General features: G+C 31.0%; 20 protein-coding genes. 10 read left to right on the top strand and 10 right to left on the bottom strand.

Going from position 1 to position 17,733, the window contains the following annotated elements; genetic code table 11:
* The first annotated feature begins 197 nt into the window (after positions 1–197).
* A complete protein-coding gene (locus tag NAB20_RS14790) occupies positions 198–599 on the top strand; it encodes a thioesterase family protein (protein ID WP_105195820.1) in 402 nt (133 codons plus the stop codon).
* On the opposite strand, the gene NAB20_RS14785 is transcribed toward NAB20_RS14790, so the two are convergent.
* Genes NAB20_RS14785 through ribD form a run of 3 tightly spaced genes read right to left on the bottom strand, consistent with a single transcriptional unit; the run spans position 596 to position 2,866 of the window.
* Positions 596–1,204, bottom strand: coding sequence for a YigZ family protein (locus tag NAB20_RS14785; protein WP_240668989.1), 609 nt, complete (start codon positions 1,202–1,204; stop codon positions 596–598). The genes NAB20_RS14790 and NAB20_RS14785 overlap by 4 nt on opposite strands.
* Positions 1,205–1,257: 53 nt before the next feature.
* Positions 1,258–1,866, bottom strand: a complete 609-nt coding sequence (locus NAB20_RS14780; RefSeq protein ID WP_127823745.1) for an HAD family phosphatase — start codon at positions 1,864–1,866, stop codon at positions 1,258–1,260.
* A complete protein-coding gene (gene ribD / locus NAB20_RS14775) occupies positions 1,856–2,866 on the bottom strand; it encodes a bifunctional diaminohydroxyphosphoribosylaminopyrimidine deaminase/5-amino-6-(5-phosphoribosylamino)uracil reductase RibD (RefSeq protein WP_088392157.1) in 1,011 nt (336 codons plus the stop codon). The genes NAB20_RS14780 and ribD overlap by 11 nt, the downstream gene beginning before the upstream one ends.
* Before the next feature lie 85 nt (positions 2,867–2,951).
* Here ribD and NAB20_RS14770 point away from each other — a divergent pair, with 85 nt between their 5' ends.
* Entirely contained in the window at positions 2,952–3,425 is a 474-nt protein-coding gene (locus NAB20_RS14770; RefSeq protein WP_105195822.1) for a GNAT family N-acetyltransferase, read from the top strand.
* Positions 3,426–3,447: 22 nt separating this feature from the next.
* Positions 3,448–4,314, top strand: a complete 867-nt coding sequence (gene prmC, locus NAB20_RS14765; RefSeq protein WP_375605296.1) for a peptide chain release factor N(5)-glutamine methyltransferase — start codon at positions 3,448–3,450, stop codon at positions 4,312–4,314.
* Between the two features lie 13 nt (positions 4,315–4,327).
* Here the strand turns inward: prmC and NAB20_RS14760 are convergent, their stop codons facing one another.
* Positions 4,328–5,572 carry an ABC transporter permease gene (locus tag NAB20_RS14760; RefSeq protein WP_105195824.1) on the bottom strand — a complete coding sequence of 415 codons (1,245 nt, stop codon included), beginning with the start codon at positions 5,570–5,572 and terminating at the stop codon, positions 4,328–4,330.
* A gap of 173 nt (positions 5,573–5,745) precedes the next feature.
* Here NAB20_RS14760 and hisS point away from each other — a divergent pair, with 173 nt between their 5' ends.
* Positions 5,746–7,164, top strand: coding sequence for a histidine--tRNA ligase (gene hisS, locus NAB20_RS14755; protein ID WP_235877524.1), 1,419 nt, complete (start codon positions 5,746–5,748; stop codon positions 7,162–7,164).
* Between the two features lie 63 nt (positions 7,165–7,227).
* Here the strand turns inward: hisS and xerD are convergent, their stop codons facing one another.
* Positions 7,228–8,130: a site-specific tyrosine recombinase XerD gene (xerD, locus tag NAB20_RS14750; RefSeq protein WP_127823743.1), complete on the bottom strand. Its 903-nt coding sequence runs from the start codon at positions 8,128–8,130 to the stop codon at positions 7,228–7,230.
* A gap of 73 nt (positions 8,131–8,203) precedes the next feature.
* The gene (locus NAB20_RS14745) at positions 8,204–8,908 is read right to left on the bottom strand and encodes a hypothetical protein (protein WP_375605295.1); all 705 of its coding nucleotides are present in this window, start codon (positions 8,906–8,908) and stop codon (positions 8,204–8,206) included.
* A gap of 196 nt (positions 8,909–9,104) precedes the next feature.
* On the opposite strand from NAB20_RS14745, the gene NAB20_RS14740 reads away from it, so the two are divergent.
* Together NAB20_RS14740 and aroQ are read left to right on the top strand one after the other, a co-directional pair.
* Positions 9,105–9,644 (top strand): porin family protein, encoded by a 540-nt coding sequence (locus NAB20_RS14740; protein WP_088392121.1) that lies wholly within the window; start codon positions 9,105–9,107, stop codon positions 9,642–9,644.
* 71 nt (positions 9,645–9,715) lie between these two features.
* Positions 9,716–10,132 (top strand): type II 3-dehydroquinate dehydratase, encoded by a 417-nt coding sequence (aroQ, locus tag NAB20_RS14735; RefSeq protein ID WP_105195918.1) that lies wholly within the window; start codon positions 9,716–9,718, stop codon positions 10,130–10,132.
* 102 nt (positions 10,133–10,234) lie between these two features.
* Here the strand turns inward: aroQ and NAB20_RS14730 are convergent, their stop codons facing one another.
* The 4 genes from NAB20_RS14730 to NAB20_RS14715 form a co-directional block, all read right to left on the bottom strand.
* Positions 10,235–11,002 carry a TSUP family transporter gene (locus NAB20_RS14730; protein ID WP_088393443.1) on the bottom strand — a complete coding sequence of 256 codons (768 nt, stop codon included), beginning with the start codon at positions 11,000–11,002 and terminating at the stop codon, positions 10,235–10,237.
* Between the two features lie 221 nt (positions 11,003–11,223).
* On the bottom strand, positions 11,224–12,534 hold the full coding sequence (gene murA, locus NAB20_RS14725; RefSeq protein WP_105195828.1) for a UDP-N-acetylglucosamine 1-carboxyvinyltransferase: 1,311 nt from the start codon (positions 12,532–12,534) through the stop codon (positions 11,224–11,226).
* Positions 12,535–12,567: 33 nt separating this feature from the next.
* Positions 12,568–13,287: a DUF4290 domain-containing protein gene (locus NAB20_RS14720; protein WP_088393447.1), complete on the bottom strand. Its 720-nt coding sequence runs from the start codon at positions 13,285–13,287 to the stop codon at positions 12,568–12,570.
* A 1-nt stretch (position 13,288) separates the two neighbouring features.
* A complete protein-coding gene (locus NAB20_RS14715; protein ID WP_088393449.1) occupies positions 13,289–13,576 on the bottom strand; it encodes a DUF493 family protein in 288 nt (95 codons plus the stop codon).
* Positions 13,577–13,818: 242 nt separating this feature from the next.
* On the opposite strand from NAB20_RS14715, the gene NAB20_RS14710 reads away from it, so the two are divergent.
* The 4 genes from NAB20_RS14710 (at position 13,819) to NAB20_RS14695 (ending at position 17,700) form a co-directional block, all read left to right on the top strand.
* Positions 13,819–14,364, top strand: coding sequence for an AAA family ATPase (locus tag NAB20_RS14710; RefSeq protein WP_088393451.1), 546 nt, complete (start codon positions 13,819–13,821; stop codon positions 14,362–14,364).
* Between the two features lie 45 nt (positions 14,365–14,409).
* The gene (locus tag NAB20_RS14705) at positions 14,410–16,302 is read left to right on the top strand and encodes an ATP-dependent DNA helicase RecQ (RefSeq protein WP_375605294.1); all 1,893 of its coding nucleotides are present in this window, start codon (positions 14,410–14,412) and stop codon (positions 16,300–16,302) included.
* Positions 16,302–17,252 (top strand): methionyl-tRNA formyltransferase, encoded by a 951-nt coding sequence (fmt, locus tag NAB20_RS14700; protein ID WP_105195919.1) that lies wholly within the window; start codon positions 16,302–16,304, stop codon positions 17,250–17,252. The genes NAB20_RS14705 and fmt overlap by 1 nt, the downstream gene beginning before the upstream one ends.
* A 172-nt stretch (positions 17,253–17,424) precedes the next feature.
* Complete coding sequence (locus NAB20_RS14695; protein ID WP_088393457.1) at positions 17,425–17,700, top strand: HU family DNA-binding protein; 276 nt, start codon at positions 17,425–17,427, stop codon at positions 17,698–17,700.
* Positions 17,701–17,733: the final 33 nt, after the last annotated feature.

Genomic DNA, 17,733 nt, shown 5'->3' with positions numbered 1-17,733 from the left:
TGTGTGCATTCTTATTGTGTTAATTTTTAAGGTTTTACTTGACAAAATTTAGGCCAAGATTTAGGGTCAATCGGGATAGCAAAGATGGTTGATAAAATTCTTTAAAAAAAATTTTTTTGATCTTGATTTTGTAGAAATTTTATTGTAAGAACTAAATTTTAACTTTAAATAAAACATAAAAAAGTAAGATAAATAGTATGAAAAAAATGGATATTCAAGTGCGTGTTCGTTATGCTGAAACAGATCAGATGGGGGTGGTTTACCACGGTAATTATGCACAATATTTTGAAATGGGGCGAGTTGAATGGCTTAGAAGTCTAGGGGTTTCCTATAAGTGGATGGAAGAAACAGGAGTAATGCTGCCCCTAGTGTCATTAAGTATGAATTATAAAAAACCAGCGCGTTATGACGATTTACTGACTATTAGAACCATTTTTAAAAGTCAGACTTCTGTAAAACTAGAATTTGATTATGAAATTTATAATGAATCAGAAGAGTTATTAACAACAGCTAATACTATCTTAGTTTTTGTAGATGCTAAATCAGGTAAACCTATAACGCCTCCAGAGTATTTAGAAGAGTTGTTGAAGTTTTCTTAAAGTTCACTTATTGATACTTCAAAAATAGCGGAAAAAATGCCGAAAATCATTTCGGCATTCTTTTGTCGAATCGAAATAATTAGTTCACAAGTTTCTTCCATTTTTTGAGCAATAATATTTATATCCTTTTCCTTTATAATTCTCATGACTTTATTCATGTTTTTATAGTCGAAATTTATTTTATATTGAATATTAATTGTTTTTTCTACCAAGGAAGAAGCTTCTAATGCCATCTTAGCACTTTCTCTATAGGCAGAAACTAATCCTCCAACACCTAATTTGATACCACCAAAATAACGAATTACAATAACAAGTACATTGGTTAGTTTAAATGATTGGATCTGACCGTATATAGGCATTCCTGCGCTGTTGTTGGGTTCGCCATCATCGTTTGCACGGTAATGTTTTTGAATTGTGCCTAGTTGCCAAGCATAACACCAATGTCGTGCGGCATAATGCTTCTTTTTTAGTTGTTCTAAATATGTTTTGATTTCCTCTTCATTAGCAACAGGAAAAGCATAACCATAAAATTTACTGTTTTTTTCTTTGTATAGAACTTCAGGAGAAGCTTCTTTAAGAGTTATGTAAGTGTCTTCTGTATTCAAAAGTGATAATTTTAGTGCAAAATTATTGTTTTTGAAGTTAAAATAAAAATGAATTAAAAAGGGATTTCCTTTTTTGAAAGTAGGGCTGTTATATCTTCTTTCTCTATTTGTAAATGCCATACGTGCATACCTAGTGAAGAAGCTATTTCAGTATTTTGTTTTTCATCATCTACAAATAAAGTTCTTTTTGGGGCTAATTCATGTTTTTTTAGTATAAATTGAAAAGCTTCTATTTCGGGTTTACGAAAACCTATTTCGGAAGAAAAATATACTTTTTCAAAACATTGATAAAATGCTCTGGCAAAAGTCATTCCCACATGATGTTCAAATTTAACAATGTGTATTTCGTCTATATTACTTAAAAGATAGAGTTTGTATTTATGGGATAATTTTTGCAGAAATTCAAGTCGAGAAAGAGGAAAATCTTTTATAGCGGCATTCCAAGCAGTGCGTATATCTTCTACAGAAGCATTAGGTATTCTTTTTTTTAGTTCAATCATAAAAAGAACTTCTGATATTTTGCCCTTTTCAAATTCCTGATTAATCTGCTCAAAATGCTCATCCCATTCTGAAAGCCCTAATTGTTTAAGAGCTTCTAGAGAGGCATTTTTATCCAAATTCATAAAAACATTGCCGAAATCGAAAATAATGTTATTGATCATAATTTGAAAAAATTAAAAGTTCATCATTCAATATTTTTTTTCTTTTTACTTTTTTACTAGATACAGAAGGAGCTATAATACCTTTTAAAAAGGTGTTTGTTCCTCTAAAAACACGGGCTTCATCCCAATAATTGTGATCTATGAAATGTTGTAATGTACGGCTTCCTCCTTCAATTATGATGGATTGAATTTGATTTTGATAGAGCCACTCAATTATAGAAGAGACGGAATTTTTACTATGATTTAAAACAGTTTCATCTAAAATGAAGGTTGGAGCTGATTTATCAAATATAATGTTTTCTTTTGAAATTTTCTTTTTTTTATCTAAAACTATTCTTATAGGGTTCGTTCCTTGCCAGTCCCTAGCTGTAAGGTGGGGATTATCATCAAGAACCGTTTGGGTTCCTATTAATATGGCTTGCTCCTCTGTTCTCCATTTGTGAGTTAATTGTCTACTGTATGAGTTGCTAATCCATACAGGCTTCTGGATATCCTTATGATGAGGTGCGATTAAACCATCTGCTGTTTCTGCCCATTTTAAAATGATATAAGGACGTTTTTTTTGGTGAAAAGTAAAAAAACGTTTGTTTAATTCTTGGCATTCTTTTTCTAGTACACCTATGATTACTTCACAGCCTGCTTCTTTAAGCTTTTTTATACCAGCTCCGCATACTTTAGCAAAAGGATCTTGAGTGCCTATAATTACTTTGGGAATTTTATGTTTAATTATTAGATCAGCACATGGAGGGGTTTTTCCAAAATGACTACAGGGTTCAAGACTCACATAAATGGTAGAGTTGACCAATAAGTTTTTATTCCTTACGGAATTTATAGCGTTAACTTCTGCATGAGCTTCACCTGATTGCTGATGCCAACCTTCACCTATAATTAAGTCATTGTGTACAATTACACTTCCTACTAAAGGGTTAGGATAAGTAGTCCCTAATCCATTTTTAGCTAATTCTATACAGCGGGATATATATTTTTGATGTATCTTCACCACACAAAAATAAGAAATTGATTCCTGAAATATAAAAAGTAAATAGGATTTTAGATTTTCATAAACTAGTTTTAAATAAAGAGATATGATCCGATTAATAAAAAAAGAAGATAATATAGATATTGCGGCTCTAATTCGAACTGTTTTAGATGAATATCAAGTGCCTAAAAAAGGCACTGCTTACGAAGATCCGCAATTAGATGCTATGTTTGAAACTTATCAAAAGAAACAATCAGCCTATTTTGTATTAGAACTTTCAGGAAAAATAGTAGGTTGTGCAGGCATAGCCCCTTTGCAAAATGCTAGTTTTGAGATATGTGAATTGCAAAAAATGTATTTTTTGTCTTCTGTTAGAGGAAAAGGGTGGGGGGCTCAGATGATGGATGTTTGTCTCAATAAAGCAAGAGAAATAGGATTTCAAAAATGTTATTTAGAAACTTTACCTACTATGGATAAAGCTCAAAATTTATATTTGAAATCAGGATTTAAATATTTGTCCAAACCTATGGGAAGTACGGGGCATTCTGCTTGTCCTATTTGGATGTTAAAAGAATTATAATAAAGAAAAATGATAAGGTAATATGCTGCTGAAAGAATATAAGATACAATTTGTAGAGGAATTATTAAAAACGTATGATGAAAAAGAAATAGAAAGCTTTTTTTGTCTGTTGTTAGAGGCTTTTCATGGTATGAAAAGAATTGATTTTGCTTTGAATCCTTATCTCGAATTAGATGCCTTACAATTATTGCAATGGGAAACGGTATTAGGTCAATTAAAGCAAGAAAAACCCATACAATATATTTTGGGAGAAACTGATTTTTTTGGCATGTCTTTTTATGTTAATGAACATACATTAATCCCTAGACCTGAAACAGAAGAATTAGTTAACTGGATCATTCAGAAGGTATCAATTGTTAAAAAAGATGCGAAAATCAGAATTTTAGATATAGGAACAGGAACAGGATGTATTGCTATTTCATTAGCAAAAAATATTCCAATGGCTGAAGTATACGCAATGGATGTTTCGTTGAAAGTACTTGAAGTAGCAAGGAGAAATGCTAGAAGAAATAATGTAGCAATTGAGTTTATTCATCAAGATGTATTAACTCTAGAAAAATTAGACTTCACATTTGATATAATAGTTTCTAATCCACCCTATGTTCGAAATTCCGAAAAAGTAGAAATAAAGAAAAATGTATTAAATTACGAACCCCATTTGGCACTATTTGTAAAGGATGAAGACGCATTAATTTTTTATAGAAAAATTGCCCAATTAGCTTTAATAAGTTTAAATGAAAAAGGATGCCTTTTTTTTGAAATTAATCAATATTTAGGAAAAGATATGATGGCACTTATGGAAGAGTTACAATTTGAAAATATTAATTTACGTAAAGATTTATATGGAAATGATAGGATGTTATTAGGGCAAAAAGCATCATTTTTTTAATTTAAAATGAATTTTATTCATATCGTAACGCCTCTATAGGATCTAGTTTTGATGCTTTTAAAGCAGGATAAGAACCTGAAATGATAGCCACTATAAAGCATATAATAAATGCAGAAATAATAGCGATCCAAGGAATTACAAAGTCAAATTCTAATAAGGTAGCAAAGCCGTAGCCGATTAGGATGCCACTTAGTGTACCAAGAATCCCACCTAATTGCCCAATTATGAGTGTTTCCATAAAAAATTGAAATGCTATAGTGCTCCTTTTAGCACCTAAAGCTTTTCGAGTTCCTATTTCCCGAGTTCTTTCTGTTACGGAAACTAACATAATATTCATAAGAGCTATAGAGGATCCGAATAAAGTTATAATGCCTATAATCCAAGCTGAAATATCAAGATAAGAAGTGATTTCAATAATTCTCCGAATTAAATCATCACTTCTAGTGATCCCAAAATTATCGTCTTCTATCGGTTTTAATTTTCTTATAATACGCATTTTTAAGATAGCATTTTCTATGGCAACCTCTAAAAAATCTTTTCGAGTAGTCATTACACTAGTCGTGTAGTTGATATTAGGAGAGCTAAAAAGAGATCGGGCTACAGGTAATGGAATGAGTACTCTTAAATCTTGATTATTACCAAAACTAGATCCTTTTTCTTTTAAAATACCAATAACCTTAAATTTGGCACCTCGTATACTGATCGTTTTATCTAACGGATTCATATTGGCTAAAAGCTTTTTTTCAAAGTCGGCACCCAATAGACATACAGGATGATTGTTGATGATATCAAATCCTGAAAAATTTCTTCCTTTTACAATTTCGAAACCAGTATTTGTAATATAGTTTTCATCTACGCCTAATACACTTACTTCTGGATCTGTTTTTTTATTTTCATATTTTATCTCTGCTGTAGGTGTAGCAATAAAGGAAATAGAAGTATAAGTAAGGGGGAATTTATATTTTTCTTTAAATGTTTGTGCTTGTGAATAAGTGATGATAGGGTTTATTTTTTCGCGCTGCTTGCCTTTTTTATGTCTTTTAATATCATCTTTATATTGACTAATAGAAAAAGTATTAGCCCCCATAGAAGCAAAATCTTTAGTAATAGTGTTACTTAAAGCAGATACGACGGTAAGTATCCCTACAAGAGCCATAATGCCGATAGCAATGATTAAAACTGTTAATGTTGTCCGTAAAATTTGAGTACGGATAGAACTTAGAGCAATTTTAATATTTTCTTTTACTAATGCTATCATATCTACATAAGTATCCTCATGAGCTGAAATGTTACAATTAAAATCAAAATTTTAGTTTTCTTTGAAAAAATAAGATATTTGCAGAAGATAATAGTTTAGTTTTTAAAAATTTTAAAGTGTTGTTCGTATAGGCAAGCTAAACTAACTATAATTTTAATTTAATATAAAAAATAATGAAACCATCCATTCCAAAAGGGACTCGTGATTTTTCACCTTCAGAAGTAGCTAAAAGAAATTATATATTTGGGACGATTCGTAAGCATTTTGAACGTTTTGGATTTCAACCTATAGAAACGCCTACTTTTGAAAACTCAGATACATTAATGGGGAAATATGGAGAAGAAGGAGATCGTTTAATATTTAAAATTTTAAATTCAGGGAACTATTTTTTTAATAGAAAAAAAATTGAATTACCTTTTAGTATTGAAGAACTACAATTAAATTCTGCTGAAACGATTTCAACAAAACAGCTAATTGAATTGAATCAATTTACTAGTAGAATTTCAGAAAAAGCACTTCGTTACGATCTAACTGTTCCATTTGCGCGTTATGTAGTACAGCATCAAAATGAAATTGAATTTCCATTTAAGCGTTATCAAATACAGCCTGTTTGGAGGGCGGATAGGCCCCAAAAAGGACGCTTTAGAGAATTTTATCAATGCGATGCAGATGTGGTTGGGTCGACTTCCTTATGGCAAGAAGTAGAATTGGTTCAGTTGTACGATGCTGTTTTTGCAGATTTAGGGTTAAAAGGAGTAACTATAAAAGTTAATAATCGTAAAATTTTATCCGGTATAGCAGAGGTAATTGGTGCTTCTGATAAATTAATTGATTTCACCGTAGCCTTAGATAAATTAGATAAAATAGGAGAAGACGGAGTTAAGAAAGAAATGCTTGAAAAAGGAATTTCGGAAGTCGCAATTGAAAAAATACAAGGATTGTTTGATTTTACAGGAACAATAACAGAAAAAATAGAAAAACTTTCAAAACTCCTAGAAAATTCTAATGAAGGGATGAAAGGTATAGAGGAATTACAATTTATTTGTCAAAATGTATTAGCCGTAGGTCTTCAAGAATCTAAATTAGATTTAGATGTTACTCTTGCACGAGGGTTAAATTATTATACAGGTGCTATATTTGAAGTTTCAGCACCTGAAGGCGTGAGCATGGGATCTATAGGAGGAGGAGGAAGATATGATGATTTAACGGGGATCTTTGGACTTAAAAACATGAGTGGAGTGGGAATTTCATTTGGTTTGGATAGGATTTATCTAGTAATAGAAGAATTGGGATTGTTTCCTGAAGCCGTATTAGGTACTTCTAAAGCCATTTTTTTAAATTTTGGTTCAGAAGAAGCCTTATATTCAATGAAAACAATAACCAAATTACGTCAACTCGGTATAAAAGTAGAGTTGTATCCCGATTCAGTAAAAATAGGAAAACAGTTTCAATATGCAGATAAAAGAGGTATTCCATTTGCCGTTATAGTAGGAGAAGAAGAAATGAACAAAGACGAATATAATTTAAAAAATCTGCAATCAGGTGAACAAAAAAGAGTTTCTTTTGATGAGTTAATTAAAGACTTACAATAAGTAATAAAGAGAGTGTTTTAGTTTAAGAAAGTAAACAAGACACTCTTTTTTAGTTTAAAAAAATTATGATTTACTTCTAGGGTGGTATTTGTGAAGAACGAGATTAAGATGAGTGCGATCAAGATGCATGTAAATTTCTGTAGTAGTGATGCTTTCATGTCCTAACATAATTTGAATAGAACGTAAATCAGCACCATTTTCTAATAAATGAGTAGCAAATGAATGCCTGAAAGTGTGTGGACTAATTGTTTTGTTTAGGTTTATTTTTTTTGCTAAATCCTTGATGATTGTAAAAATCATCGCTCGTGTTAGTTGTTTTCCTCTTCTGTTAAGAAATAAAGTGTCTTCATGACCTTTTTGGATGTTGAGGTGGCAGCGAATTTGGTTTTTATAAATAGTTATGTATTTCTGAGTGAGATCGCTTATTGGAACAAAACGTTGCTTGTTTCCCTTTCCTGTTATTTTGATGAAACCCTCTTCAAAAAATAAATCTGAAATTTTTAAAGTAGTTAGTTCCGAAACTCGAAGACCGCAAGAATAAAGTGTTTCCAATATAGCTCGATTTCGTTCACCTTCAGAAGTAGACAGATCAATAGCATTAATTAAATTATCTATATTTTCAATACTAAGTATGTCGGGTAATTTTCTTCCTAATTTAGGACTCTCTATTAGTTCTAAGGGATTGTCTTGTCTGTAATTTTCGAAAATAAGATATCCAAAAAAACTTTTCAATCCAGAAATTAAACGAGCTTGGCTTCTTGGGTTTATACTGCTAGAAATGTGGTATATAAAATCTTGAATAACTTCCTCCTTGATGTTTGTAGGGGAGTGGTTTAAATTGTTTGAGTTGAGGTATTGTATTAATTTTTCTATATCCATTGTGTAGTTTTCAATGGAATTTTTAGAAAGAGCTCTTTCTAGTTTTAAATAATGTTGGTAATCTTTTAAAAGGGTTTGCCAATTCATAAGACTAAGTTATTATTTATAAAATAAAACCTCGGAATTATCCGAGGTTTTATTTTTCTTATTTTTTTAAAAATTAGAATTGGAAACCTAATTTTAAACCACCAATTGCATTAGTGTATGTGTTTGAAACTTTTCCTTCACCAGACTTCGTTACTGTAGTATCGATTCCATTTACGATTGTAGTTTCAACAGCATCTTGTTTTCCAGAATTGTAACCTAATCCAACCTCTACTCCAAGATATAATTTTTTAGTAAAATAATAATCAGCACCTACTGTAGCTCTAACACCAAAAGTAGAAGAACCAACGCCACTTATTCCAAGATCGTTAACGGAACCAACTACTGTTGTAGAATTGTTGTTGTTTGATTGTGTTGTTTTAACCTCTGCTCCAGTAAAACCAAAAACGATATCAGCTCCTACATAAGTTGATAAACGATCTGTTCCTGCAAAATGCTTTTCAGCTCCTAATGTGATAACTCTGTTTGTAGTTCTAGCTACTTTAGTTGTTGTGTATTCTAAAGGGGAATTTTGGTTTGTAATAGTGTTTTCCTCTTTTTTGTTGCTACCTAAACCTAAACCAGCTCTAACAGCTAAATCATCTTTTATGAAATATCTGAATTTAGCAGCTCCATTAATAGCGTCAAATCTAGTATTTAAAATACCTCCTGTAACACCTACTTCTGTTGTTAAAGTACCTTTAACAGGTTTGAAAGATTCTTGCGCATTAGCAAAACCGAAAGTAAAAACTGCAGCAGCAGTCAATAAAAAATTTTTCATTTTAGTTAATTTAATTTTTTTTGCGAATTTAGATAAAAAAAGATACATTATGCAAATTATAAATGTCAGAATTTACACTAAAAATGCAAAATCTTCGTTTTAATATATGAATTTGTTTTTTAGATAAGATTTGTTTAAATATTTTGTAGATCCTAACTAAACAAAAGAAAGTTTTAATTTTAAATTATATAGATATATGAAAAAGGAATCATTTTTAGTATTGCTTTTGTTCTTTATGACCTTTACAGGAAAGGCGCAATTAATGAGATTAGGTGTTAAAGCAGGTGCAAATTATGCTAATTTTAAAAGCAGTACGTTGCAAACAAAAGCAATAACCAGTTACCACGCAGGTTTAATTGCTCAAATTAAAGTTTTAGGAGGTTTTAACTTACAGCCAGAATTATTGTATTCTACACAAGGGGCTTCCTATGACTATGCACTGCAAGAAATAAAGTCAGAGCTAGGCTATATTTCATTACCTCTTATGGCTAAAATAGATTTAGGGAAAACATTGAGTCTGGAATTAGGTCCCCAGTTTTCTTGGCTTGCATCTAAGAAGGTAAATTGGCAAACAGAGGTAAAAACACTTGATTTTAGTGCAAATGCAGGGGTAAGTGTTAAGCTTACAGATCATTTATTTATTCAAGGAAGATACGTCTTAGGTTTAACAGAAATAGGAAAAAATGCAGATATTAAAAATAGTGTAGGACAACTTTCTTTAGGTGTATTATTTTGATAGAATATAAAAAAAGAGTTAAGCCATTCTATATTAGGATGGTTTTTTTATTTTTACAAAAAATCAAAGAAATGAAAATATGTATTATAAACGGGCCTAATCTTAATTTGTTAGGACGTAGAGAGCCAGAAATATACGGAAGTGCAACTTTCGAAGATTTTTTTATAGAATTAAAAGAGCTTTTTCCTTTTATTGAATTATCTTATTTTCAGAGTAATATAGAAGGAGAGTTGATAGATAAAATGCAACAAGTTGGTTTTACTTATGATGGAATAATTTTAAATGCAGGAGCTTATACCCATACTTCGATAGGCATAGGTGATTGTATAAAGGCAATTACTACTCCGGTAATAGAAGTACATATTTCGAATACTTTTTCAAGAGAGGAATTTCGTCATCAATCCTATATTTCGCCTAACGCAAAAGGGGTAATTTTAGGTTTTGGATTACAAAGTTATCAATTGGCTTTACAAAGTTTTACTAAATAAGAGGATAGTTTAAATCTTAAATGAATTCCAAAAAAGGCATGATATAATTTGAATTTTAGAAAAAAATAAAATTCAAATTTTCCAATGGATTTATACAATAAATTACTTTATAAAAATATCATAACTAAGTCGAATTAAAGTACCTATAACTACCGTTAAAAAGAAAATTCTAATAAATTGATTTCCTTTGTTGATAGCTAGTTTAGCACCTAGCCATCCTCCTAAACCATTGCAAATAGCCATAGGAATTGCTATAAGCCAAATGATTTTGCCTTTTAAAATAAATAAGCTTAATGAGCCAATGTTAGAAGCTATATTAACTAACTTGGCATGTGCAGATGCGTGTAAAAAATCAAGCCCTAAAATGACAATAAAAGAAACAATCAAAAAACTACCTGTACCAGGACCTATAAAGCCATCATAAAACCCAATAATACTACTAATGATACAACCAAAGTATAGAAAATGATTTTTAGAAATGTTTTTAGGTTGATGAGTACCAAAGTCTTTTTTTATAAAAGTGTAAATTGCTAAGATAAATAAAATAAAAAAAAGCAATGGTTTCATAAAATGATTACTGACGAGTGTAAGTAGATAAGAACCTAAAAATGCACTAATGCAAGAAAAAAAAGCCATAATTAATAATGACTTCCAGTGCATGCTAACATTTTTAAGATAATGCACTGCCGCAATAGAAGTTCCTGTGATTGCAGGTACTTTTAGAGATCCTATTATGTTAGAAATAGGGAGGTTAGGAAGTAGTATAAGTGCTATAGGAGTCTGTATGAGTCCTCCTCCTCCTGCAATAGCATCAATAAGTCCTGCAAGAAAAGAAGAAATACAAAGTATAATAATAATATAAGTTTCCAAAAAAAAAGATGTTTAGTTTGTGATTTTAGTTTTATAAGGCTGTCCTAAAAGATATAATGGGTTCACTTAACTCCTTTTCATTTATTTAAAAAGTTTTCCTAGGAAAATAAAAAAAGTAAAAAATATACATTAACAAAAAATCATGTAATCAATTTTACTGTTTGATAGAGAAAAGGTGTGAAATGTCGTTTTTTTGGACAGCCTTTTTTGTTAAATATTAATTATGCTCTAATAATATTTGCGCCTAAAGCTCTTAAGCGTTCATCGATACGTTCATAACCTCGATCAATTTGCTCTATATTTTGAATGGTACTGGTGCCTTTAGCTGTTAAAGCAGCAATTAATAAAGAAATTCCAGCTCTAATATCAGGAGAACTCATGGTTGTTGCTTTTAATTGCGATTGAAAATTATGTCCCATAACAACAGCTCTATGAGGATCACATAGCATTATTTTAGCTCCCATATCAATAAGTTTATCAACAAAGAATAAACGACTTTCAAACATTTTTTGATGAATCAAAACATCTCCTTTTGCTTGGGTGGCTACAACTAATATGATACTTAGAAGGTCAGGAGTAAAACCTGGCCATGGTGCGTCTGCTATTGTTAGGATAGAACCATCAATATCTGTTTTAATTTCGTATCCTTCAGTATGAGCAGGAATGTAAATATCGTCTCCTTTTTTCTCGATGGAAATACCTAATTTTCTAAATACATTAGGAATTACACCAAGATTTTCCCAACTTACATTTTTTATGGTAATTTCACTTCTTGTCATAGCGGCTAGTCCTATCCAAGAGCCTATTTCAATCATGTCTGGTAAAATGCGATGTTCACAACCTCCTAATGATTCTACTCCTTCAATAGTTAATAAGTTTGAGCCAATACCGCTAATTTTAGCACCCATTGCGTTCAGCATTTTGCATAACTGTTGTAAATAAGGTTCACATGCTGCATTGTATATTGTTGTAGTTCCTTCTGCTAGTACAGCAGCCATTACAATGTTAGCTGTGCCCGTAACAGATGCCTCGTCTAAAAGCATATAAGTTCCTTTTAGTCGTCCATCTATTTCTACTCCATAAAAATGATCGGCTCTTTCGTATCGGAATTTTGCACCCAAATTTATAAAACCTTCAAAATGTGTATCTAAACGGCGGCGTCCAATTTTGTCTCCTCCTGGTTTTGGAATATAACCACAACCAAAACGAGCTAATAAAGGACCAATAATCATAATAGAGCCACGAAGACTACCTCCTTCTTTTTTGAAAGTTTCTGTTTTTAAATAATTTATGTTGACTTCGTCTGCTTGAAAAGTATAATCTCCAGGGCCATTCTTTTGGATTTTAACACCTAAGTTACCTAATAAAGAAATTAGTTTGTTGACATCAATGATGTCAGGTATATTCGTTATGCGTACTTTTTCAGAAGTTAAAAGTACAGGGCATAAAACTTGTAATGCTTCATTTTTAGCACCTTGTGGTTGAACATTTCCTTTAAGAGGTTTTCCTCCTTCAATTTTAAAAGTTCCCATGTTTTGAATTATAGGTTATGGAGCTCTAGGCTCTTAGTTATTTTTTTTAAAAGGTCTTTTTGGTAGAATATTTTTTTGATTTTTATGTTTGCTGTTGTTGTTACTGCTGCCACTACTACTCTGCATCTTGTTAGATGTTCTTTTGTTGGTACGCATTAAATCGTGAGTGTTAGAAAGCTCCTCAGTAGCAGAAGAAAGATTTATTTTTCTTCCCGATAATTCATACAAATGTTCAAATATAACAGCATCAGTAACCGTGTCTTTATTCCAACTTAAATAACTTTTTTTCATGTGATTTGCAATTACACGAATTAAGGCATTTTTAAGATCTCCATCTTCCCATTCATTCGCTTTATCTATCATGTAGGTAATATTGTTACCGTAAAAACGATATTTTGGAAAATTTTGAGGATATGGTAATGGAGCAGCCTTCATATTGATAACCTCGCGAGTTGGGATAGGATAGGGAGAATCAACATCTAGTTGGAAATCAGACATAATAAATAATTGATCCCAAAGTTTGTGCTGAAAATCAGGAACATCCCGTAAATGCGGGTTCATTCCACCCATAACTCCAATAATGTATTTTGCCAGTTTATTGCGCTCTTCTCTATTTTCAACCGTAATGGCTTGATTAATTAAGTTGTGTAGATGGCGTCCGTACTCGGGTATAGCAAGCGATTTTCTTTCAGAGTTATACTCTAAAAAATGAATAGCCTCTAAAACTTGATCTGCATTAAATTTTGTACTCATCTTATAATGAAATTATCCCTTCGATAGTTGATACTTCTTGGTATTTTTTTATGATTTCTTCTGCATTAGGCATTACTACATCAACTGATATGCTAGTAAAAGTTCCATTTTTTGACTGACGAGTGTCTATTATAGCTCCCATGCAATCAAAAGCCTTTTCTACTGCACTTATTTTGTGTGTGTCAGTAGGAACTATAAATTTATATAAATATTTTGAAGGCCAAACTTTATTTACAGCATTTAATTCCTCTTTTAATCGAATATAAAATTCAGTGGTTTTTTTATCCATCTTCTACATTATAAATATAGGCAAATATAAGCTTTTTAATGGTTTTTTTGAAAGTCAATCTTTTACTTTATCTTTTATTTATTCCTTTAATGGAAAATGTGTTTCATAAGTAAATTTTGAATAGAAATAAAAAATTAATCAAGATCTAAAGAAAATAAAATCATGTTTACAGAACATAAGAACTATTTTCATTTTTAAAAAACAAATAGTTTGATTAAGTTTGCGCTCTTGAAATTGATGTTTTGAAAAGAGGAGTCATTGTAATTACAGGTGGACCTGGTACAGGTAAAACCACTATTATCAATAGTTTAGTTGAAAAAGGATATGTTTGCTATCCCGAGATTTCGCGCGAGGTAACGTTAGAAGCTAAAAAACAAGGAATTGATCAGTTATTTTTAACAGAGCCCTTGTTGTTTAGTCAAATGTTATTAGATGGACGTATTAAACAGTTTGAAAATGCCCAAAATGAAGAAGATCATTTGGTGTTTATTGATCGAGGCGTACCTGATGTATTAGCTTATATGGATTTTATAGGAGATGACTATCCCGAACATTTTGATACACAATGCCATGAAACGCGTTATGATACCGTTTTTGTTTTACCTCCTTGGGAAGACATATATATAAGTGACGAAGCACGTTATGAAAATTTCGAACAAGCAAAAGTCATTTATGAACATTTGAAACTTACTTACCAAAAGTACGGTTATCAATTAATCGAAGTTCCTACAGGTACAGTAGAATATCGAGTTGATTTTATTTTTAACCATCTTAAAGTAATTGGATAAGTTTGTTAAAGTTCTTAACTTTAGCCTGATTTAAATAATTAACTTTTGCAAAAAGCATTACAAATTCTTCAAAAATATTGGGGATATGATAGTTTTAGATCTGTTCAAGATAAAATTATCGAATCAGTTCTAGCGGGACATGATACCTTTGCGCTTCTTCCAACAGGAGGAGGTAAATCACTTTGTTTTCAGGTTCCAGCAATGACCAGTGAAGGGATATGTTTAGTTGTATCGCCATTAGTCGCCTTGATGAAAGATCAAGTAAATCAACTTCAAAAAAGAGGTATTAAAGCCATTGCTTTAACAGGAGGAACTCATGCAGAGGAACTCATACAATTGTTAGATAATTGTCAATTTGGTAATTATCGTTTTCTGTATCTATCTCCAGAAAGATTAGAACAAGATTGGGTGTTAGATCGAATTAAAAGCCTATCAATTAATTTGATAGCAATAGATGAAGCACATTGTGTCTCTCAGTGGGGGCATGATTTCAGACCCTCTTATTTAAAAATTAATAAACTAAAAAAAGACTTTCCAAAAGTACCATTTGTTACGCTTACAGCTTCAGCAACTCCAGAGGTTCAAGAAGATATATTACAAAACTTAGGATTGACCAATCCTCAAATTTTTAAAAAATCGTTTTTGCGAGATAATCTAAGTTATCATGTTATAAAATCAGAAGATAAGCTTTATAAAATTAAGCAAATTTTAACGAAAAATCCAGAACCATCAATCATATATGTTAGAAATAGAAAATTGTGTTCAGATTATGCAACCCAATTGAATGCTCTTGGGTTTAGTACAACCTATTATCATGGAGGATTATCTCCTAAAGATAAAACTAAAAATATGGAATTATGGATGAGTGAAAGTTGCTCAGTTATGATTGCAACAAATGCTTTTGGAATGGGAATTGATAAACCCAATGTTAAGACTGTTATACATGTTAATCTTCCCGAAAATTTAGAAAGTTATTATCAAGAAGCAGGTAGAGCAGGTAGAGGAGGACAAAAAGCTTTTGCTATCATGATTGCTTCTTCTAATGATGTAATTCATGCCGAAGAGCAATTTCTTAATGTCTTGCCAGATGTTATTTTTTTGAAAGAAATCTACAAAAAAATATGTAATTATTTTCAAATTCCTTACGGAGAAGGAATTAATGAAGAATTTACATTCAGTTTAAATAAATTTTGCACACACTATAATTTCCCTATTTTAAAAACCTTTAATGCACTGCAATTTTTAGATAGACAAGGAATTATTTCCCTCTCTAATGAACAAACTGAAAAAGTACAACTTCAATTTATAATAGAATCAAAAGAAGTCATACGATATGTAAGTCTTCATCCAGAGGAAGAAGCTGTTATTACCACTATTTTAAGAAATTATCCTGGTATTTTTGAAATTCAAACCAATATAAACATTGCTTTTGTAGCAAAACAAGCATTTTGTAAAGAAGAAGAAGTATTAGCTCTACTAAATAGATTAAAAGAAAAAAATATAGTTCAGTTATTAATTATTCAAAATGAATCTAAAATAACTTTTTTAGAAGTAAGAGAAGATGAACGTACAATTAATAGAATAGCAAAATACTTAGAAAAACAAAATCTTACAAAAAAAAGTCAATTAGCTGCTGTTATAGCTTATGTTAATGATGAAAAACAATGTAAAAATAGATTATTGCTTACTTATTTTGGAGAAGTAGGTATTTCAGATTGTAAAAATTGTTCTTATTGTTTAAAACAAAACAAAACAAACTTCAATAAAAAAGCTCTAATAGAGCAATTGCTTGAAATATTACAAAATCAAGGACTGAACTCTCGCGAAATACTAGAAAAAGTAGATATAGAAGAAAAGATCCTTTTAGAAATATTAAAGGAAATGTTAGAATATAATATGATCCAATTAGATCATAAAAATCAATTTATTATTAAATGATGAAATCATTACGAATCGTTTTTATGGGAACCCCAGAATTTGCTGTTGGAATTTTGGATGCCATTGTAAAAGAAAATAATTATGAAGTAGTTGGAGTTATTACAGCTCCAGATAAACCAGCTGGGAGAGGACAGAAAATGAAGTATTCGGCTGTTAAAGAATACGCTTTAGAAAAAGGATTGCATTTATTGCAACCAACCAATCTTAAAGATAATGCTTTTTTGCAAGAACTAAAATCCTTAAATGCAAATTTACAAGTTGTAGTAGCATTTCGTATGTTGCCTGTCGTTGTTTGGAAGATGCCAGAATTAGGGACTTTTAATCTTCATGCTTCTTTGTTGCCAGAATATCGCGGTGCAGCACCTATTAACTGGGCTATTATTAATGGAGAAATTAAAACAGGCGTTACAACTTTCTTTATTGATGATAAGATTGATACAGGCGCTATGATTTTAAGTAAAGAAACAGCTATTTTACCAGATGAAAACGCAGGACAATTGCATGATCGTTTAATGGGATTAGGTTGTGAGGCAGTCGTAGAAACCTTAGAGAAAATAGCGGCCAATAACGTAATTACTGTTTTGCAAGAGGATTCGCCTGAAATCAAAACGGCTTATAAATTAGATCGAGATAATTGTAAAGTTGATTTGGATAAAGGCTTAGATGCTGTTTATAATCAAATAAGAGGTTTAGCTCCATATCCTGCTGCTTATTGTACTTTTATAGATAAAGAAGAACAATGGAACGTTAAATTGTATGAAGTTGAAAAAGAACGGAAAGTACATGAATTAACTATAGGAAAAGTAATATATACTAAAAAAGAAATTCGTATCGCTCTAGCAGAAGGTTTTTTAAATATAAAATCTTTGCAATTTCCAGGAAAGAAAAGAATGAGTGCTCAAGAATTATTAAATGGAGTGCATTTTTCAGAAGATATAAGAGTAGAATAAATTACATTAAAATCAGTATTTTCTTTCAAAAAATATTTTTGATTTACTTAAAAAGTAGTTTTTATAGCAAAAAAGAATAAAAAAGAGTTAAAAATGTTGTGCGCTAAGTAAATCCTACTAAATTTGTGGGGCTTAGAATTAATATTAACCTATCAATTAATAACTAATTATTATGAACAAATCAGATTTAATCGATGCTATGGCTGCTGATGCAGGTATTACTAAAGCTGCTGCAAAAGCTGCATTAGAATCATTTTTAAGTAATGTTGAAGGAACTTTGAGTAAAGGTGGTAAAGTTGCTTTAGTAGGTTTCGGATCATGGTCAGTATCTACAAGAGCGGCTAGAGAAGGAAGAAATCCTCAAACAGGAAATACTATTAAGATAGAAGCTAAAAACGTAATAAAATTCAAAGCAGGTGCAGAATTAGAAGGAGCTGTTAATAAATAATAGTTTTTAAATATTACATAAAAAGCCGCGTTA

This window comes from Flavobacterium davisii (assembly GCF_042182265.1).
In the GTDB taxonomy this organism is placed as follows: domain Bacteria; phylum Bacteroidota; class Bacteroidia; order Flavobacteriales; family Flavobacteriaceae; genus Flavobacterium; species Flavobacterium davisii.
This window is presented reverse-complemented; position numbering and strand designations above follow the sequence as displayed.